Raw genomic sequence first — 19,479 nt, 5'->3', positions numbered from 1 at the left:
GCATGAGTAAAGACGTGGATGCCCGGGTCAAGCCCGGGCATGACGATCGAGAGAGAAGAGCGCAGAAATGACCAACCTCACCCCCACCGGCTTTCTCAGCATCAACGGCGCCAGCCTCGAATACAAATGGCTCGCGCCGCTATCGGCCGACGCTCCCACCATCGTCATGCTGCACGAAGGCCTCGGCTGCGTCGGCCTCTGGGGCGACTTCCCGGAGAAGCTGCAGCAGGCCACGGGCGCGGGCATCTTCGCCTATTCGCGCGCAGGCTACGGCCAGTCAAGCCCGGTCGCCCTGCCGCGGCCGCTCGACTACATGCAGCGCGAGGCGCTGGACGTGCTGCCGAAGCTGCTCGACATGATCGGCTTCAAGCGCGGCCTCCTGCTCGGCCATTCCGACGGGGCCTCGATCGCGGCCATCTATGCCGGGGCGCATCAGGATCATCGCCTGAACGGCCTCGTGCTGATCGCGCCGCATTTCATCGTCGAGGACATCTCGATCAAATCCATCGCCGCGATCAAGACGACGTTCGAGACCACGGACCTCAGGACGAAACTGGCGCGCTGGCACAAGGACGTCGACAACGCGTTCTACGGCTGGAACGGCGCCTGGCTCGATCCGAAATTCCGCGATTGGGATATCTGCGAATACCTCGCCTACATCCGCGTGCCCGTCATGATCGTGCAGGGCGTGGACGATCAATATGGCACGCTGCGCCAGGCCGAGATCGCACAGGAGGAATGTTACTGCCCGGTCGACCTGAAGATCATCGCCGGCGCAGGGCATTCCCCCCATCGCGAGGCCCCGGGGCCGACCCTCGAGGCCATCGTGCAGTTCGCAAAGGCCGCCCTGCGGGACGATCCGGGGCTTCAGGCCGCGTGAGGCGCATGCGCGCCGAGATGAAGCAAAGTGCATATGATGCCGAGATTCGGGCTGGACTAACCTAGTTAGATGCACTATTGTGCATCAAACGCTCCAGAATGCATAACCAAGCTTAAGGGTGGCTCATGGCCGGGGAAGATCGGCGCCTCGCAGGCGGCGCGACATTCATCGATTTCCAGACCGAACCGTCCCGCTACAGGCATTGGAAGCTGGCGGTCGATGGCGACGTCGCGACGTTGACCATGGACGTCGACGAGAACGGCGGCCTGTTCGAAGGCTACCAGCTCAAGCTCAATTCCTACGATCTCGGCGTCGACATCGAGCTCGCCGACGCGATCCAGCGCCTGCGCTTCGAGCATCCGCAAGTGAAGGCCGTCGTGCTGCGCTCGGCCAAGAACCGCGTGTTCTGCGCCGGCGCCAACATCCGCATGCTCGCGGGCTCAACCCATGCCCACAAGGTCAACTTCTGCAAGTTCACCAACGAGACCCGCAACGGCATGGAAGATTCCTCGGAGAATTCCGGCCAGCGCTTCATCACGGTCGTGAACGGCTCCGCCGCCGGCGGGGGCTATGAGCTCGCGCTCGCGACCGATCACATCATCCTCGCCGACGACGGCTCGTCCGCCGTGGCGCTGCCCGAAGTGCCGCTGCTCGCGGTGCTGCCGGGCACCGGCGGTCTCACGCGGGTGGTCGACAAGCGCAAGGTGCGGCGCGACCACGCCGATGTCTTCTGCACCATCGAGGAAGGCGTGAAGGGCAAGCGCGCCGTGCAATGGCGCCTCGTCGACGAGATCGCGCCGAACTCCAAGCTCGAGGCCAGGATCGCCGAGCGCGCCAGGGAGTTTGCGGCGGCCTCGACGCGCAAGGGCAGCGGCAAGGGCATCGCGCTGACGCCGCTCAAGCGCGTGATCGACCAGAACAGCATCCGCTATGGCTTCGTCACCGTCGACATCGATCGCACCGCCCGCATCGCCACCATCTCGATCAAGGCGCCCGAGGCCGCGCCGCCCACCGACATCGACGGCATGATGGCGCAAGGCGCATCGTTCTGGCCGCTGCAGGTGGCGCGCGAGCTCGACGACGCCATCCTGCACTTACGCATCAACGAGCTCGAGATTGCGATGCTGGTGTTCAAGAGCCATGGCGACCGCGCCCATGTGCTCGCCAGCGATGCGTTCCTCGAAGCCAACAAGGCGCACTGGCTGGTCAACGAGATCAGGCATTACTGGAAGCGCGTGCTCAAGCGCGTCGACGTCACCTCGCGCACGCTGGTGACGCTGGTCGAGCCCGGCTCCTGCTTTGCCGGCACGCTCGCCGAGCTCGTCTTTGCCGCCGACCGTTCCTACATGCTGATCGGCACGCGCCAGGGCGACAATCGTCCGCCGCCCTCGATCGAACTGTCCGCCATGAATTTCGGCCCCTATCCGATGAGCCACGGCCTGACGCGGCTGCAATCGCGCTTCCAGGCCGATCCCTCCGACCTGGAGCGCGCCGAAGCAACGCTCGGCACCAGCCTCGACGCCGAGCAGGCCGAGGAGCTCGGCCTCGTCACCTTCGCGCTCGACGACATCGACTGGGACGACGAGGTCCGCGTGTTCCTCGAAGAGCGCGCCAGCTTCTCGCCCGACAGCCTCACCGGCATGGAAGCGAGCCTGCGCTTCGTCGGCCCCGAGACGATGGAATCGAAGATCTTCGCGCGCCTGACGGCGTGGCAGAACTGGATCTTCCAGCGCCCGAACGCCGTCGGCGAGGAAGGCGCGCTGCGCCGCTACGGCAGCGGCCAGAAACCGAAATTCGATATGACGCGAGTGTGATGATTTTCGTGTCCCGGGCGCGCTGCGGCACGAAGTGACGCTGCGCAGAGCCGGGACCCAGCAAGACGAGACGGTGGGTCCCGGCTCAGCAGCGCACCGCTTCGCGCTGCGCAGCGTCCAGGACAAGAAACAAGGAGCACGGCCATGAACATGAACATCATGAACGTCGACTACTCGACCAAGATTCCCAACAACGTGAACCTCGCCGAAGACCGCCAGGTGCTCAAGGCCCTGGAGGGCTGGCATCCCGGCTACATGGACTGGTGGAGCGACATGGGCCCGGAGGGCTTCCAGGAATCGCTGGTCTATTTGCGCACCGCCTACTCCGTCGATCCGCGCGGCTGGGCCAAGTTCGACTATGTGCGCATGCCCGAATACCGCTGGGGCATCCTGCTTGCGCCGCAGGAAGAAAATCGCGTCGTGCCGTTCGGCGAGCATTATGGCGAGCCGGCCTGGCAGGAAGTCCCGGGCGAGCATCGCGCCATGCTGCGCCGCCTGATCGTGATCCAGGGCGACACCGAGCCGGCTTCGGTCGAGCAGCAGCGCCATCTCGGCAAGACCGCGCCCTCGCTCTACGACATGCGCAACCTGTTCCAGGTCAACGTCGAGGAAGGCCGTCACCTCTGGGCGATGGTCTATCTGCTGCAAAAGTATTTCGGCCGCGACGGCCGTGAAGAAGCGGATGATCTGCTGCGCCGCCGCTCCGGCGATGCCGACGCGCCGCGCATGCTGGGCGCGTTCAACGAGGCGACGCCGGACTGGCTGTCCTTCTTCATGTTCACCTATTTCACCGACCGCGACGGCAAGATGCAGCTGCACTCGCTCGCGCAGTCCGGCTTCGATCCCTTGTCGCGCACCTGCCGGTTCATGCTGACGGAGGAAGCGCACCACATGTTCGTCGGCGAGACCGGCATCACCCGCGTCGTGCAGCGCACCTGCGATGCGATGCGCGCAGCCGGCATCACCGATCCCACCGACATCGCGAAGGTCCGAGCGCTCGGCGTCATCGATCTCCCAACCATCCAGAAGAAGCTGAATCTGCACTACACGCTGTCGCTCGACCTGTTCGGCTCGGAAGTCTCGACCAACGCGGCGAACGCCTTCAATGCCGGCATCAAGGGCCGCTATCACGAGACCCAGATCGAGGACGATCACCAGCTCAAGAACTCCACCTATCCGGTGCTCAAGCTGATCAACGGCGAGGTCAAGCTGGTCGACGAGCCGGCGCTGACCGCGCTCAACATGCGCCTGCGCGACGATTACAGCCAGGACTGCGTCAAGGGCATGCTGCGCTGGAACAAGGTGATCTCGACCGCGGGCTACGACTTCAAGCTGACGCTGCCCAACGTCGCCTTCCACCGCCACATCGGCGAGTTCAAGGACGTGCACGCGACCCCCGACGGCATCCTGATCGACGATGCCACCTGGGCCAAGCGCAAGGATGAATGGCTGCCGTCGGCCAGCGATGGCGACTTCATCACCTCGCTGATGCAGCCCGTCACCGAGACCGGCAAGTTCGCCTCCTGGATCTCGCCGCCCAAGGTCGGCATCGACAACAAGCCCGGCGATTTCGAGTACGTGAAGATCGAGTCGTAAGGGCTGCTAGCTACGCACTCAGTGTCATCGCCCGGCTTTGACCGGGCGATCCAGTATTCCGGCGACGGTCGTGATAGAGCCGGGAGATCGCGGCAATCCGGCTCGAGCTCGGCGGTGTCTTGCCCGACGTGTCAACATCATCGCGCCTGCAACGGCCGTTTCCGCGCCATCCGAAAAACCCCTTGTCGATCAAGGGGCCTTCTACTGTGCATGGGGTTGTTTTCGACGTTTTGGTTTTCGAGCCCCACTTCGGGTGACGGGAGACCGCCGGATCAATCGCTGTCCCAGCCGCTGCCCTTGATTCCCGGGTTCGCATAGACGATGCCGCCATCCACCGCGATGGTCGCGCCCACCACGTAATCGCCCGCGCGCGAGGCGAGGTAGATGGCGGCGCCCGCCATGTCCTCGTCGGTGCCGATGCGGCCCACGGGGACGCGCGTTGCGACCTCATCAGCGTGGTCGCGCGCGGCGCGGTTCATGTCGGATTTGAACGGGCCCGGCGCGATCGCCGTGACGACAACGTGGTCGGGGACGAGCTTCACCGCCATGCGCCGCGTCAGATGGATCAGCCCGGCCTTGCTGGCGGCATAGGAATAGGTCTCGCCGAGATTGACGAAGATGCCGTCGATCGAGGCGATGTTGATCACCTTCGCCGGCCGCTCCGCGCTTGCGGAGGCGCGCAGCGTCGGCGCCAGCGCCTTGGTCAGGAAGAACGGCGCCTTCACGTTCAGGTTCATCACCTTGTCCCAGCCGCTCTCCGGGAATTCGTCGAACTCCGCGCCCCAGGCCGCGCCGGCATTGTTGACGAGGATGTCGAGCCGGGATTCGCGCTTCCCGAACTCGCTGGCCAACAGCTCGGCGCCGGCAATTGTCGAGATGTCGATCGGCAGCGCGATGCATTCGCCGCCATATTGCGCGGTGAGCTCCTTGGCGGTCTCCTCGCACGGTCCGGCCTTGCGCGCGGTGATGTAGACCTTCGCCGCGCCGGCGCTGAGAAACCCCGCCGCGATCATCTTGCCGATGCCGCGCGAGCCGCCGGTCACCAGCGCCACGCGGCCGTTGAGCGAGAACAGATCCTTGAACATGCGTTCCTCCTTGGTTGCCGCCGGTTGTGGGCGGAGCGGGAAGGGGAGTCAAGGAAGGCGCGCTTGGCCTCGACAACTGCGGAGAATGCAGCAGCTACGCCGCCGCGATGCGGCGGAAGCCGTTCCACATCGCGGTCGCGGCGCCCGAGGTCAGCACCGGCAGGATCCGCGCGTCCTGGTAATTGCCGTTGAGCGAGACGCGGGGCAGCGCGGTCATGTGGCCGGCGTTCTCCGCGAACAGCATGCCGGGCCGCGTCGTCACCGCGGTCTTGAAGCCGGCGGATGCGGCAAGGGCGAATTCGCGCGCGCCCGCGGCGTCGCGATCGCCATAGGGATAGGCGAGGTGCAGCACGGGGCGCTCCAGCGCCTGCTCGATCCGCGCGCGGCTCGCGGCCATCTCCTGCGCGGCGATGTCTTCCGTCTGCTTGGCGAGGTTGCAATGGCTGACGCTGTGCGCGCCGATCGTGACCAGCGGATCGGCGGCAAAGGACTTGAGCTCGGCCCAGGACAGGCAGAGGCTGCGGCACAGCGCTTCCATGTCGACGCCGTAAGTCCTGCACAGCGCCCCGATCTCGCGCGCAAGATCGTGCTCGCCCGGCAGCGCACGCAGCCAGTCGTGCAGGCGGTCGAATGCCGCCTGCTTCGCCGCGACACTGGTGGCATCGAGCCGCAGGGCGGAATTGCCGATCTGAATGTCGATCTGCTCGGTCTTGGCGATCACGGCCTCCAGCGCCGTCCACCACAATCGCCCGGTGCCGTCGGCGAAATCGCTCGCGACATAGACTGCCAGCGGCGCGTCAAATTCGCGCAGCACCGGCAGCGCATAGTCCAGATTATCGCGGTAGCCGTCGTCGAGGGTGAAGGCGGCGAAGCGGCGGTCGAACCGGCCCTGCACCAGCCGCTCATGCAACTCGTCCATGCTGACGATGTCGATGTCGCGCGAGCGCAAATGGCACAGCGTGGCGCGCAGGAATTCGGGGGTGACCTCGAGATGCCGGTTCGGCTGGAACGCGGCCTCGCGCGCCGGCCGCACATGATGCAGCATGAAAATGGCGCCGACGCCCGACAAGAGCGGGCGCAACAGGTGGTGCGCCCCGCTGAAATAGAGTGCTCCCAGCCCGGCGCGGATGACGTTGTTACGCAGTTGTTTCATGACCGGGTGGGGGACTTTGGCATTCCGGCCTCAACTTACGGAAGAACCCTTGAAGAAAAAGTTATTCCAATTGTCCCACCCCGGTCTTGGGAAGGGCGCCATTTCCGGTTTGACAGCCTGCCAAGGGTTTGTTTTGTCTCCGTTTCCAGAGTTCGGGTCGTCGAATGCAGAAGCTTTTCTCGTGGGCCAGCAAATGGTGGCCGGGGCTGATCCCCCTTGCCGTCATGTGGGGATTTGCGGCCTGGAATAATACCTTACCGGTCGAAGCCGATCTGTCGGCCCGCAGCTCGGCTGCGCTGAAGGACACCGTTCTGGACAAGACCCGGATCGCGGTCGACGGCCGCGACGTCAGCCTGGCCGCGGACGCCTTCTCCGAGGAGGGCCGCCGTGACGCCGTGATGGCAGTCGAAACCGTGCCCGGCGTGCGGCTGGTCGACGACCGGACCCGCCTCGTTCCCGAGGCCAAGCCCTTCGTCTGGAACGCGGAGCGGGACGTGGTGCGGGTGACGCTGTCGGGCTCCGCGCCGCTGCCCTCGATGAAGGCCCGGCTGACCGAGGCGGCCCGCAAGGAAGTCGGCGGGGTCGAGGTCGCCGACCAGATGGGGCTGGCGCGCGGGGCGCCGCCCCGGTTCGAGGCCGCCGCGACGCTGCTGCTGGATCAGATCGGCAAGCTGAAGGACGGCAAGATCACGATCACCGACACCAAGGTCAATCTGTCGGGCATGGCGCGCGAGCTCGGCGGCCGTGAGGCGATCGCGGCCGCGCTGAAGAACCTGCCCGAGGGTTTTTCGATTGCGGCCAACGAGATCAAGGCGCCGCCCTACATCTTCCAGGCCTACAAGGATCCGGTGGCCGCGACGGTGACGCTGACCGGCTACGTTCCCGACAACAACGTCCACGCCGCGATCGCCACCAGCGCCTCGCGAAAGTTCTTCACCGAAAAGGTCGTCGACAATCTCAAGGCCAGCGTCGGCGCACCCGGCTCCTTCAGCACCGCCGTCGTCGCCGCGCTCGGCGCGCTGTCGCGGCTGTCGACCGGCACGCTCGTCGTCTCCGACCGCGAGGTGAAGCTCTCGGGCGATGCGCTCTACGAGGGCGCCGCCAACGAGATCCGCGCGGGCCTCGGCAAGGACTTCCCGAAGAACTGGCAGTACAAGCCGGAGATCACGGTGAAGCCCGCCGCAGGCCCGGTCGACGGCACCGTGTGCCAGCAATTGTTCACGGAGCTCCTGACCAAGGGCAAGATCCGCTTCGCGAACAAGCGCGCGGACATCGATCCCGACTCGGCCGGCATCCTCGATCGTCTGATCGAGACGGCACTGCGCTGCCCCACCACCAATATCGAGGTCGCCGGACATACCGACGCCGATGGCGACGATTCCTTCAACCAGGCCCTCTCGGAAAAGCGCGCGCAGTCGGTGATCGACTATCTGGTCAAGGCGGGCCTGCCCGCCAGCCGCTTCACCGCGGTCGGCCATGGCAGCACGCAGCCGGTCGCCGGCAACGACACCAATGAAGGCAAGGCGCAGAACCGCCGCATCGAATTTCTGGTGAGGTGACGATGCCCTATCTCGTCTCGTTCCATCTGGGCTGGCTGATCGGCTCGCTGCTGCTGGGCTTCTGCATGGGCTGGATCTCGGTGGTCCAGCGCGGCAACGGCACTTCGAAGGTCACCGCGCGGTGGCTCGCAGTGCTTGCCGCCGCCCTGGTCGCAGTCTCTCTCGCCCATGTGGTCCCCGGTCGTTTCGGCTACTGGCTCGACCTCGGCCTGATTATGTTCGCCTGCTACCTCGTCGGCTGCACCATCGGAGCATGGCTGCGCGACCGCGTGGTCGCGCGCAGCATGCGGGCGGGCTGAGGCGCCGGCGCCGAGGTCCCTTTCTTCTTCCCGACAGGTCATGAAAGCGTCGACGAAAAGCTGCGCTTGACAATAATACGTACGTACGTATTATTTGGTCATGCCTAAGCCCTCAGTCAAAGACGCCATCCTCGACGCCGGCCTGAAGGTCATGTTCCGGACCGGCTATCACGGCACCAGCGTGCGCGATGTCACCGCCGCGTCGGGCGCACCGCAGGGCTCCTTCACCAATCATTTTCGCTCCAAGGAAGCGTTCGCCTCGGAGGTGCTCGATCGCTATTTCGAGATCACGAAGGGATTGGTGGCGGAGGCCCTTGAAGACGCCTCGCTGACGCCGCGGGCGCGACTCAAACGCTATCTCGACATCATCACCGGCCGGCTCGAAGCCGACGGCTACGGACGCGGCTGCCTCATCGGCGATCTCAGCCTGGAAGCGGCCGGCAGCAGCGAGCTGCTGCGCACCCGCCTCGCCGCGATTTTTGCCGAGTGGCGCATGCCTTTTGCCGCCTGCATCCGCGAGGCGCAGGAAAGCGGCGAGATGGATTCCGAATTCGAGCCCGAGGAACTGGCCGACTTCCTGCTCGCGTCCTGGCAAGGCGCGATCCTGCGCATGAAGGTCGACCGCACGCCCAAGGCGCTCGAGCGATTCAAGACCATCGCATTCAAGACTGTATTCAAGGAGCCGACATGAGCCAGCAAGCCGAGATCCAGATCCGCAGCGCCGCCGTGCTGGGAAGCACGATGGCTTATCGCGAGACGGGCGCGAAGGATGCGCCGGTCGCGCTCTTTCTTCACGGCAATCCGACGTCGTCCCATATCTGGCGAAACATCCTGCCGTTGGTGGCGCCGGTGGCGCATTGCATCGCGCCCGATCTCATTGGCTTCGGCCGGTCCGGCAAGCCCGATATCGCCTATCGCTTCTTCGACCACGTCCGCTATCTCGACGCCTTGATCGAAGAGCTCGGCATCGATTCGGCCTATCTCGTTGCGCAGGATTGGGGCACGGCGCTCGCCTTTCATCTCGCGGCGCGCCGGCCGGCCTTCGTGCGCGGCCTCGCCTTCATGGAGTTCATCCGGCCGATGCCGACCTGGCAGGACTTTCATCAGGTCGAAGCAGCGCGCGAGACGTTCCGTAAGTTCAGGATACCCGGCGAGGGCGAGGCCATGATCCTGGAGGGGAACGCCTTCGTCGAACGCGTGCTGCCCGGCGGCATCATGCGCACTTTGAGCGAAGACGAGATGGCGCCTTATCGCGAGCCTTTTCCGACGCCGGACAGCCGCCGTCCTATTCTTGCATTCCCGCGTGAATTGCCGATCGCGGGCGAGCCCGCCGATGTCTATCAAGCGCTGCAATCGGCCCATGCGTCGCTCAAGACGTCAGGCTATCCGAAGCTGTTGTTCGCGGGCGAGCCGGGAGCCGTCGTCGCTCCCGCAGTTGCGGAGACGTTTACGGCTTCGCTGCAGCACTGCGCGCTCGTCCGCCTTGGGCCCGGTCGGCACTACCTCCAGGAGGATCATCCCGATGCGATCGGCCGTTCCGTGGCCGGCTGGATCGCCGGCATCGAAGCGATGCGTCCACAGCTTGCCGCCTGAAGGAGAGCGAGATGTCGATTGTCTGGTCCGACGATCTCGCCGGTGTCGACTGGGACGAACTGTCTGAGCTCTATCGCATCGCCCCGCTCGCCACCAAGACACCGACCGATCTTGCGTTGGTGTTCGGCAACAGCATGTTTGCTGCCTTCGCCAGGGAGAATGGTCGCATGGTGGGTGCAGGACGCGTGCTGGCCGACGGCCGGGACTGCGCCTATCTCTGTGATGTCGCAGTGCACCCGGACCATCAGGGGCGGGGTCTCGGCCGCGGCATGATCGAGCGTCTGCTTGCGCGTTGCCGCGGCCATCGCAAGATCATCCTCTACGCCGTGCCGGGCAAGGAAGGCTTTTACGAGCGCCTGGGCTTCAGGCGTATGACCACGGCCATGGCGATCTTCGAGGATCAGGCCGGCGCCTATGGCCGCGGCTATTTGACCGCGCCTTGAGTGCGGTCTGGAGCCGGCGACCCTCCCGGCGCATCGGAAAAACCCGGGAACGATGCCGGGATTGCCCCCCTCTTTCAACAGGCAGGCCGGCTCCATAGATTGATGTCGGCTTAAGGCGTGACGGAACATTGTGCGGCCGAAATCATCAAAACTTCATGGCCCCTGCGCAGGATCGCCATGGAGATTCGCGCCAAGCCTTGCCGACGAAAGCGCCAAACCCTGCACTGGGAGCCGTAACCCTGCCTAAAATATTGAAGGCACGTGTTTTTGTTCGAACTGGCGAATTCCACTTCGGCCGAAAACGCGCTAGTGGAGGGGCAGGGGGCATGCGCGATTCCGGCGCCGGCGGCGAGGGTTCGTTGAATGCCTGTGCGTCCGCCTGTCCGCCGGCCACCCTGGCCGCTGAAGCGCTGTTCGAGGTCTAGATGCTGGAAGCCATACGCAGGGCCATGACGTTTCTGCGCCAGAAGCAAGTCCTGCATAAGCTTGGAGTCGTGATCAGCATCGCGGTCATCGGCATCGCTTGCTACGTGCTCTACCACATGCTGCGCGGCATCGATTTCAACGAGGTCCTCGAAGCGATCAAGAGCACCGAGCCGAGCCAGATTGCGATGGCGGCGCTGTTCGTCACTGCAGGCTATTTCACGCTGACCTTCTACGACCTCTTCGCCACGCGCGCGATCGGCCATGCCCATGTGCCCTATCGCATCAACGCGCTCGCGGCCTTCACCAGCTATTCGATCGGCCACAATGTCGGGGCCTCCGTCTTCACCGGCGGCGCGGTGCGCTACCGCATCTATTCGGCCTATGGGCTGAACGCGATCGACGTCGCAAAAATCTGCTTTCTCGCCGGCCTGACCTTCTGGTTGGGCAATGCCGCCGTGCTCGGACTCGGCATCGCCTACCATCCGGAGGCGGCAGCCTCTATCGACCAGCTGCCGGTCTGGCTGAACCGGACGTTGGCGCTAATGATCATCGTGGCGCTGATCGGCTACGTGATCTGGGTCTGGAGCCAGCCGCGGGTGGTCGGCCGCGGCCCCTGGACCGTGGTGCTGCCGGGCGGCCCGCTGACGCTGCTCCAGATCGCGATTGGCATCGTCGATCTCGGTTTCTGCGCGCTGGCGATGTATGTGCTGGTCCCCGACGAGCCCAATCTCGGCTTCGTGATGGTCGCGGTGATCTTCGTCTCGGCGACCCTGCTCGGCTTCGCCAGCCATTCGCCCGGAGGTCTTGGGGTGTTCGATGCCGCCATGCTGGTCGGCCTCTGGCAGATGGACCGCGAGGAGCTGCTGGGCGGCATGCTCCTGTTCCGCGTCCTCTATTATCTGTCTCCCTTCGTCTTGTCTGTAATCTTGCTGACGTTTCGAGAGGTTATCATCGGCGCCCGATCGAAGCGCTTGCAACAGGCGGCGCTCAAGCTGGACCCCGGCCCGGCGCCTGAAGCCGCTTATGTGAGAGAGCGCAGCGACGGCGGCGCCTGACCGATGTCAGGTCCTTAAGGACAGTTCCTCCAGGAGAAGCCGCCCGATGGCGATCGACGCCCCCTCTTCTCCCTCCGCCCAGCCGTGGTCCGACCGGTTGCGGCATTCGACCATCATCCTGATCGCCGCGGCGCTGGCGCTGTCCGTCGTGGTCTCGCTCGGCGAATTGTCGGCGCTGCACGCTGCAATCGTGTTTCTCTGCATCGCGGCGGCTGCCTTGATCCCGTGGCGGCTGCACGATCCCGCCACCTCCCGCGACGACGTCAGACGCATCAACCCGGTCGAGAGCGCGGCGGTGGCCGCGGTGGTCGCCGGCATGCCGGACCCGGCGGTGCTGCTCGACCGGGCCGGCCGCGTCATCCATCTCAACGCCGCCGCCGCCCAGCTCGCGCCGGCGCTGCGCAAGAACGAGCTCGCCCAGTTCGCGCTGCGCTCGCCGGAGATCATCACCGCGCTGCGCGAGGCCATCGCGACCACCGAGCCGCGGCGCGCGACCTATCTCGATCACGTTCCGGTCGATCGCTGGATGGAGCTGATCATCACGCCGGTGCCGGTGCCGACCAGCTTCGGCGGCGCCGACAAATGCATGCTGATGACCTTCCACGACCAGACGCCGCTGCGCCGGGTCGAGGAGATGCGCGCCGACTTCGTCGCCAATGCCAGCCACGAGCTGCGCACGCCGCTGGCGGCGCTGTCGGGCTTCATCGATACGCTCCAGGGCCAGGCCAAGGACGATCCCAAGGCGCGCGAGCGCTTCCTCGGCATCATGCACAACCAGGCCACGCGCATGGCGCGCCTGATCGACGATCTCCTGTCGCTGTCGCGCGTCGAGCTGTCGGCCCATGTCCGGCCCGACACCCTGGTCGATCTCGTCCCGATCATCCGCCAGGTCGCCGACGGGCTCGAGCCGCTGGCGCGTGAGCGTCAGGTCGAGGTAGACATCCACCTGCCGGAGCCGCCGGTGATGATCGCGGGGGACCGCGAGGAGCTGCTCCGCCTGTTTGAGAACCTGATCGAGAACGCGCTCAAATACGGCGCCTCCGGCGGGCGCGTCATCGTGTCGCTGACCTCGAGCGCCGCCGCTGAGGGTGCTCAGGAAATCCGGGTCACGGTCCGCGATTTCGGCCCCGGCATAGCGCCGGAGCACCTGCCGCGGCTGACCGAGCGGTTCTACCGCGTGGACGTCGGCGACAGCCGTTCGCAGGGCGGAACCGGGCTCGGATTATCGCTGGTGAAACATATTCTTAACCGTCATCGCGGCCGCCTTTTGATCGAAAGCGTGCCCAAACAGGGTGCCACCTTCACCGCCTGTTTTCCCCAGAACAAGACTCTGGCCTGATCGAATAATTCAAGCAATTTCAATTGCTTGAGGCCGTCATCCAACTGTCACGAAACCTTCGTAAAAGCACAGCCGACCGCCCCTAAAGCGGCGGCGCGGGGAGCGCGATCGGGCGCGGATGGCGCTTCGCTCCCCTGTATGGAGACCAGCATGAATTTCCTCAAAACCATGGTCGCTGCCGGCTTGGTCGCCGCATCGACGACGGTAGCCTTTGCGGCCGACATCACCGGTGCCGGCGCGACGTTCCCGTTCCCGATCTATTCGAAGTGGGCCGACGCCTACAAAAAGGAGACCGGCAACGGTCTGAACTATCAGTCCATCGGCTCCGGCGGCGGCATCAAGCAGATCCAGGCCAAGACCGTGACCTTCGGCGCCACTGACGCGCCGCTCAAGGCCGAGCAGCTCGAGAAGGACGGCCTGGTCCAGTGGCCGATGGTGATGGGTGCCATCGTCCCCGTCGTCAACCTCGAGGGCGTGAAGCCGGGCGAGCTGGTGTTCGACGGCGAGACCCTCGCCAACATCTATCTCGGCAAGATCACCAAGTGGGACGATGCCGCGATCAAGAAGCTCAATCCGACCGCGAAGCTGCCGTCCGAGGCCATCACCGTGGTCCGTCGTTCGGACGGCTCGGGCACCACCTTCAACTTCACCAACTATCTCTCCAAGGCCAGCGCGGACTGGAAGAGCAAGGTCGGCGAGGGCACCGCGGTGGAGTGGCCGGTCGGCGTCGGCGCCAAGGGCAACGAAGGCGTGTCGGGCAACATCAGCCAGACCAAGAACTCGATCGGCTATGTCGAATACGCCTATGCCAAGCAGAACAAGCTCACCCACACGGGTCTCGTCAACAAGGCCGGCAAGCCGGTGCAGCCGACCGTCGAGGCCTTCCAGGCGGCCGCTTCCAACGCCGATTGGTCCAAGGCTCCCGGCTATTACGTCATCCTGACCGAGCAGCCCGGCGAGAAGTCCTGGCCGATCACGGCGGCGACCTTCATCCTGATGCACAAGTCCGCCACCGACAAGGCGGCCGCGCAGGAAGCGATCAAGTTCTTCCGCTGGGCCTTCAAGAACGGCGGCAAGATGGCCGAGGAGCTCGACTACATCCCGATGCCGGACAGCGTCGTCCAGCAGATCGAGAAGACCTGGGCTGCCGAGATCAAGAGCTAAGGCGCTATACGTGTCCCGGACACGGTTCCGGGATGCTGCAAGATCTCCGCTCCGGATCGGCCTCCTGCCGTATCCGGAGCGCGCCACCAACAACAAGCGTAAATAAACGGGTATAGGGGATCGGCGTGGCTGAGATGGCTGTTGAGAGCAATGTGATTGATGCTGCCGGTCCATATGATCGCGCCAAGGCCTTGAGCGCATTCAAGCTCGGCGACGTCACCTTCTACTGGATCACGCGGTTGTCCGCGATCTCGGTGCTGCTGATCCTCGGCGGCATCATCATCTCGCTGATCGTCGGCGCCTTCCCGGCCATCCAGCAGTTCGGCATCTCCTTCCTGTGGACGCAGCGCTGGGCGCCCTCGGCCGATCCGCCGGTGCTCGGCGCGCTCGGGCCGATGTACGGCACGCTCGTCACCTCCTTCATCGCGATGCTGATCGCCATTCCCGTCGGCCTCGGCATTGCGATCTTCCTCACCGAGCTCTGCCCGCAATGGCTGCGCCGTCCGATCGGCATGGCGATCGAGCTGCTCGCCGGCATTCCCTCGATCATCTACGGCATGTGGGGCTTCTTCGTGCTTGGCCCGTTCCTGGCCAACACCTTCCAGCCCTTCATGATCAGGGTGTTCGACGGCGTCCCCGTGCTCGGCGCGATCTTCGCGGGCCCCCCGTCCTATCTCAGCCTGTTCAACGCCGCGCTGATTCTCGCCATCATGGTGCTGCCCTTCATCACCTCGATCTCGGTCGATGTGTTCAAGACGGTGCCGCCGGTGCTGAAGGAAGCCGCCTATGGCGTCGGCTGCACCACCTGGGAAGTCGTCCGCAGCGTCGTGATCCCCTACACCCGCGTCGGCATCATCGGCGGCGTCATGCTGGCGCTGGGCCGCGCGCTCGGCGAGACCATGGCGGTGACCTTCATCATCGGCAACTCGTTCCGGATCTCCTCGTCGATCTTCGCGCCGGGCACGACCATCTCGGCGGCGATCGCATCCGAGTTCGCCGAGAGCGACGGCCTGCACCAGTCCGGCCTGATCCTGCTCGGCCTCCTGCTGTTCGTGCTGACGTTCTTCGTGCTCGCGGCCGCGCGGCTGATGCTGATGCGTCTGGAAACCAAGGCGGGGAAGTGAAGCCATGAACCCGATCTATGCACGTCGCCGCCGCTGGGACATCGTCATCCGCGGCCTCTGCATCGCCGCCGCCGCCTTCGGCGTCACCTGGCTCGCGCTGATCCTGATCACGCTACTCTACAACGGCCTGGCCGGGCTCAACCTCCAGGTCTTCACAGCGGACACGCCGCCGCCTGGATCGACCGAGGGCGGCCTGCGCAACGCCATCGTCGGCTCGCTGATCATGACCGTGATCGGTGTCGGCATCGGCGCGCCGCTCGGCCTGTTCGCCGGCACCTATCTCGCCGAGTACGGCCGCAACGACAAGCTGACCTCGGTGATCCGCTTCATCAACGACATTCTCCTGTCGGCACCCTCGATCATCATCGGCCTGTTCATCTATGGCGCGGTGGTGGTGCCGATGCGCGGCTTCTCGGCGATTGCAGGCGCGCTGGCGCTTGCCGTCATCGTGATCCCGGTCGTCGTGCGCACCACGGAGGACATGCTGCTGCTGGTGCCGAATCCGCTGCGCGAAGCTGCCAGCGCGCTGGGTCTGCCGCGCTCGCTGGTGATCAGGCGAATCGCGTACCGTGCGGCGCGCGCCGGCCTCATCACCGGCGTGCTGCTCGCCACCGCCCGGGTCGCCGGCGAGACCGCGCCGCTGCTGTTCACCGCGCTGTCGAACCAGTTCTTCAGCCTGGGCCTGGACAAGACGATGGCCAACCTGCCGGTCACCATCAACAACTTCGTGCAGAGCCCCTACGCCTACTGGAAGCAACTCGCCTGGAGCGGCGCGCTGCTGATCACCCTGACCGTGCTTGCCCTGAATATTGGCGCGCGCATCCTTGGCGCCGAGAGGACTGCAAAATGAGTGAAATGTCTGTTTCCGTCAGCGCACCGACCGTTCATCCCGGCTCGCAACCCCTGCCCGAGGCGCCCGCCAAGGTCACGGCGCGCAACCTCAACTTCTACTACGGTGACCACCACGCGCTGAAGAACATCAACCTGACGCTCGGCACCAACCGCGTCACGGCGTTCATCGGCCCGTCCGGCTGCGGCAAGTCCACCCTGCTGCGCATCTTCAACCGGATGTACGACCTCTATCCGGGCCAGCGCGCAGACGGTCAGCTGTTGCTCGACCATACCAACATCCTCGACCCCAAGCTCGATCTCAACCTGCTCCGCGCCCGGGTCGGCATGGTGTTCCAGAAGCCGACGCCGTTCCCGATGACGATCTACGAGAACATCGCCTTCGGCATTCGTCTCTACGAGAAGATCTCCAAGTCCGAGATGGACGGCCGCGTCGAGAAGGCGCTGCGCGGCGGCGCGCTGTGGAACGAGGTCAAGGACAAGCTCAATGCCTCCGGCCTGTCGCTCTCCGGCGGCCAGCAGCAGCGCCTCTGCATCGCCCGCACCGTCGCGGTGCGGCCCGAGGTGATCCTGTTCGACGAGCCTTGCTCGGCGCTCGACCCGATCTCGACCGCCAAGGTCGAGGAGCTGATCCAGGAACTGTCCGAGAACTACACGATCGCGATCGTGACCCACAACATGCAGCAGGCGGCGCGCGTCTCCGACAAGACCGCCTTCATGTATCTCGGCGAGTTGATCGAGTTCGACGACACCAGCAAGATCTTCACGTCGCCGAGCGATCGGCGCACGCAGGATTACATCACCGGCCGGTTCGGCTGAGGAGACGGAACATGGGTTCTGAACATACCGTAAAGGCCTTCGACAGCGACCTTCAGGAGCTCACCCGCCTGGTCGCCGAGATGGGCGGCATCGCCGAGCGCATGATCGTCGATTCCGTCGACGCGCTGATCCGTCGCGACGTCGCGCTCGGCCAGCGCGTCGTCACCACCGACGGCGAGCTCGACGCGCTGCAGAAGCGCATCGAGGAGCGCGCCGTGCTCACCATCGCCCGCCGCCAGCCGATGGCCGTCGACCTGCGCGAGATCGTCGGCGCCATGCGCGTTGCGACCGATCTCGAGCGCATCGGCGATCTCGCCAAGAACATGGGCAAGCGCGTCGCGGCGCTGGAGACGGATTTCCATCCGCTCAAGCTGTTCCGCGGCCTGGAGCACATGACCGACCTCGTGCAGCAGCAGGTCAAGAGCGTGCTGGATGCCTACGCCGCGCACGACCTGCCGGCGGCGATGGCGGTGTGGAAGGGCGACGAGGAAGTCGACGCCATCTGCACCTCGCTGTTCCGCGAGCTCCTCACCTACATGATGGAGGATCCGCGCAACATCTCGTTCTGCATCCACCTGATGTTCTGTGCCAAGAACATCGAGCGGATCGGCGACCACGCCACCAACATCGCCGAGACCGTGTTCTACATGATCGAGGGCCAGGCGATCACCGACAAGCGGCCGAAGGGCGACATGACGACCTTCGCCACGACGGTGCCGAATACCTGACGACTTAAGGAGCTACGACCACATGGGCGCACGCATTATGGTGGTTGAGGACGAGGAAGCTCTCACCGAGCTTCTTCGCTACAACCTCGAAGGCGACGGCTATGACGTCGAGACGGTGATGCGCGGCGATGACGCCGACACCCGCCTCAAGGAGCACATTCCCGATCTGATCGTGCTCGACTGGATGCTGCCGGGCCTGTCGGGCATCGAGCTGTGCCGGCGGCTTCGGACCCGCCCCGAGACCAAGCAGCTGCCGATCATCATGCTCACCGCGCGCGGCGAGGAGAGCGAGAGGGTACGTGGGCTTGCCACCGGCGCGGATGATTACATCGTCAAGCCGTTCTCGGTGCCGGAGCTGCTCGCGCGTGTGAAGGGCCTGCTCAGGCGCGCGAGCCCCGAGCGCCTCGCCACCGTGCTCGCCTATGGCGACATCGAGCTCGACCGCGACAAGCGCCGCGTGGCGCGCTCGGGCCGGCCGATCGATCTCGGCCCGACGGAATATCGTCTGCTGGAGTTCTTCCTGGAGCATCCCGGCCGCGTATTCTCGCGTGAGCAGCTGCTCGACAGCGTCTGGGGCCGCGACATCTACATCGACGAGCGCACCGTCGACGTCCATATCGGCCGTTTGCGCAAGCTGCTCAATCTCGGCCGCGAGCAGGACCCGATCCGCACCGTGCGCGGCGCCGGCTACGCGCTGGACGATCGCTTCGCGAAGGCTGAGCAGACGTAAGATTTGGAGGCCGGGGGATTTGGCGGACTACCGCTACGATCCCGGCCGTCATCCCGTGGCGCGCGGAGCGCAAACCCGGGATCTCAGCGCGAGCGCTCGTCGCGATCGACCACAGCACCTCGTTTGGCGAAGACTCGGAGTGACCATCTCGCGCAACAATTGCGCCCTGTGGTAATGATCCCCGCGTGCGCGGGGATGACACCGAGTTGGTGGAGCCGTCAACGTGTGACGGCTGCGATCAGCTAGATCAACAAACTCACCGCGTGCCCGGCTTCGGGGCTGCGCGACGGCGGTCCGCTGCGGGCTGATAGGCCACGCGCGAATGCTGGGCGCAGTAGGGCAGGCCTGAGAGCGCCTTGCCGCCGCAGAAGAAGAAATCCGGGCTCGAGGGATCACCGACCGGCCAGTGGCAGGTCGCCTCGTTCAATTCCAGCAGCGACAGCCGCTGGCTCATCGGCACCACGTTGTCGTAGGTCACCGGCTCGGCTTCCAACTCGACCTCGAAGGCCTGCGCCAGCGCGGTGTTGCCGCGCGCGACGGGGCGGGTCACCCGCATCATGTGCTGTGCGGGCCGTGCCTTGCGCGGCCGCGGCGCTGCCGATGAAGGGCTCTTGGCGCGGCCGGACAGGCCGAGCCGGTGCACCTTGCCGATCACGGCATTGCGGGTCACATTGCCGAGCTCCGCTGCGATCTGGCTGGCCGAAAGTCCGGCCTCCCAGAGCTTCTTCAGCTGCTCGACGCGATCATCGGACCAGGTCAAAACCGTCATTGCACCCTTTCCCTCGCTGCGCGCCAGCCATCCTGGGGGCTTCGCAGCGAATGC

The 19,479-nt window shown here is 65.2% G+C and carries 19 protein-coding genes; 16 read left to right on the top strand and 3 right to left on the bottom strand.

The window, feature by feature from the left end:
• Positions 1-67: 67 nt before the first annotated feature.
• From AC24YW_RS10020 to boxB, 3 genes are all read left to right on the top strand, one after another.
• Positions 68-880, top strand: coding sequence for an alpha/beta fold hydrolase (locus AC24YW_RS10020; RefSeq protein WP_487482550.1), 813 nt, complete (start codon positions 68-70; stop codon positions 878-880).
• 125 nt (positions 881-1,005) lie between these two features.
• The gene (gene boxC, locus AC24YW_RS10015) at positions 1,006-2,694 is read left to right on the top strand and encodes a 2,3-epoxybenzoyl-CoA dihydrolase (protein ID WP_487482549.1); all 1,689 of its coding nucleotides are present in this window, start codon (positions 1,006-1,008) and stop codon (positions 2,692-2,694) included.
• Positions 2,695-2,838: 144 nt separating this feature from the next.
• Positions 2,839-4,290 carry a benzoyl-CoA 2,3-epoxidase subunit BoxB gene (boxB, locus tag AC24YW_RS10010; protein WP_225188555.1) on the top strand — a complete coding sequence of 484 codons (1,452 nt, stop codon included), beginning with the start codon at positions 2,839-2,841 and terminating at the stop codon, positions 4,288-4,290.
• Positions 4,291-4,562: 272 nt separating this feature from the next.
• Here the strand turns inward: boxB and AC24YW_RS10005 are convergent, their stop codons facing one another.
• Together AC24YW_RS10005 and AC24YW_RS10000 are read right to left on the bottom strand one after the other, a co-directional pair.
• Positions 4,563-5,375 (bottom strand): SDR family NAD(P)-dependent oxidoreductase, encoded by an 813-nt coding sequence (locus AC24YW_RS10005; protein ID WP_487482548.1) that lies wholly within the window; start codon positions 5,373-5,375, stop codon positions 4,563-4,565.
• Between the two features lie 94 nt (positions 5,376-5,469).
• Positions 5,470-6,528, bottom strand: a complete 1,059-nt coding sequence (locus AC24YW_RS10000) for a polysaccharide deacetylase family protein (protein WP_487482547.1) — start codon at positions 6,526-6,528, stop codon at positions 5,470-5,472.
• Between the two features lie 164 nt (positions 6,529-6,692).
• Between AC24YW_RS10000 and AC24YW_RS09995 the strand changes: the two genes are divergently transcribed.
• The 13 genes from AC24YW_RS09995 to phoB all read left to right on the top strand — a co-directional run bounded on the left by AC24YW_RS09995 (position 6,693) and on the right by phoB (position 18,656).
• Positions 6,693-8,087 (top strand): OmpA family protein, encoded by a 1,395-nt coding sequence (locus tag AC24YW_RS09995; protein WP_487482546.1) that lies wholly within the window; start codon positions 6,693-6,695, stop codon positions 8,085-8,087.
• A gap of 2 nt (positions 8,088-8,089) precedes the next feature.
• Positions 8,090-8,386, top strand: coding sequence for a hypothetical protein (locus AC24YW_RS09990; RefSeq protein ID WP_487482545.1), 297 nt, complete (start codon positions 8,090-8,092; stop codon positions 8,384-8,386).
• Positions 8,387-8,486: 100 nt separating this feature from the next.
• The gene (locus AC24YW_RS09985) at positions 8,487-9,077 is read left to right on the top strand and encodes a TetR/AcrR family transcriptional regulator (RefSeq protein ID WP_487482544.1); all 591 of its coding nucleotides are present in this window, start codon (positions 8,487-8,489) and stop codon (positions 9,075-9,077) included.
• Positions 9,074-9,979 carry a haloalkane dehalogenase gene (locus tag AC24YW_RS09980; protein WP_487482543.1) on the top strand — a complete coding sequence of 302 codons (906 nt, stop codon included), beginning with the start codon at positions 9,074-9,076 and terminating at the stop codon, positions 9,977-9,979. The genes AC24YW_RS09985 and AC24YW_RS09980 overlap by 4 nt, the downstream gene beginning before the upstream one ends.
• Before the next feature lie 11 nt (positions 9,980-9,990).
• Positions 9,991-10,422 (top strand): GNAT family N-acetyltransferase, encoded by a 432-nt coding sequence (locus AC24YW_RS09975; RefSeq protein WP_487482542.1) that lies wholly within the window; start codon positions 9,991-9,993, stop codon positions 10,420-10,422.
• Positions 10,423-10,847: 425 nt separating this feature from the next.
• Positions 10,848-11,903, top strand: a complete 1,056-nt coding sequence (locus AC24YW_RS09970) for a lysylphosphatidylglycerol synthase domain-containing protein (protein WP_487482541.1) — start codon at positions 10,848-10,850, stop codon at positions 11,901-11,903.
• A 46-nt stretch (positions 11,904-11,949) separates the two neighbouring features.
• Positions 11,950-13,242 (top strand): ATP-binding protein, encoded by a 1,293-nt coding sequence (locus tag AC24YW_RS09965; RefSeq protein ID WP_487482540.1) that lies wholly within the window; start codon positions 11,950-11,952, stop codon positions 13,240-13,242.
• Positions 13,243-13,392: 150 nt separating this feature from the next.
• Positions 13,393-14,406 (top strand): phosphate ABC transporter substrate-binding protein PstS, encoded by a 1,014-nt coding sequence (pstS, locus tag AC24YW_RS09960; RefSeq protein ID WP_487482539.1) that lies wholly within the window; start codon positions 13,393-13,395, stop codon positions 14,404-14,406.
• Between the two features lie 134 nt (positions 14,407-14,540).
• Positions 14,541-15,530 carry a phosphate ABC transporter permease subunit PstC gene (gene pstC / locus AC24YW_RS09955; RefSeq protein WP_487482606.1) on the top strand — a complete coding sequence of 330 codons (990 nt, stop codon included), beginning with the start codon at positions 14,541-14,543 and terminating at the stop codon, positions 15,528-15,530.
• A gap of 4 nt (positions 15,531-15,534) precedes the next feature.
• A complete protein-coding gene (gene pstA, locus AC24YW_RS09950) occupies positions 15,535-16,380 on the top strand; it encodes a phosphate ABC transporter permease PstA (RefSeq protein ID WP_128265996.1) in 846 nt (281 codons plus the stop codon).
• A complete protein-coding gene (gene pstB / locus AC24YW_RS09945) occupies positions 16,377-17,198 on the top strand; it encodes a phosphate ABC transporter ATP-binding protein PstB (protein WP_128265995.1) in 822 nt (273 codons plus the stop codon). Before pstA ends, pstB begins: the two co-directional genes overlap by 4 nt.
• Before the next feature lie 11 nt (positions 17,199-17,209).
• The gene (gene phoU / locus AC24YW_RS09940) at positions 17,210-17,926 is read left to right on the top strand and encodes a phosphate signaling complex protein PhoU (RefSeq protein WP_260373054.1); all 717 of its coding nucleotides are present in this window, start codon (positions 17,210-17,212) and stop codon (positions 17,924-17,926) included.
• Between the two features lie 22 nt (positions 17,927-17,948).
• Positions 17,949-18,656, top strand: coding sequence for a phosphate regulon transcriptional regulator PhoB (phoB, locus tag AC24YW_RS09935; protein WP_008143479.1), 708 nt, complete (start codon positions 17,949-17,951; stop codon positions 18,654-18,656).
• 256 nt (positions 18,657-18,912) lie between these two features.
• Here the strand turns inward: phoB and AC24YW_RS09930 are convergent, their stop codons facing one another.
• A complete protein-coding gene (locus AC24YW_RS09930) occupies positions 18,913-19,425 on the bottom strand; it encodes a GcrA family cell cycle regulator (protein WP_036001664.1) in 513 nt (170 codons plus the stop codon).
• Between the last annotated feature and the right edge of the window lie 54 nt (positions 19,426-19,479).

The sequence above is a fragment of the Bradyrhizobium sp. USDA3516 genome (assembly GCF_057651995.1).
The sequence above is the reverse complement of the archived record's forward strand: the minus strand, read 5'-3'. Positions and strand labels throughout refer to the sequence as shown.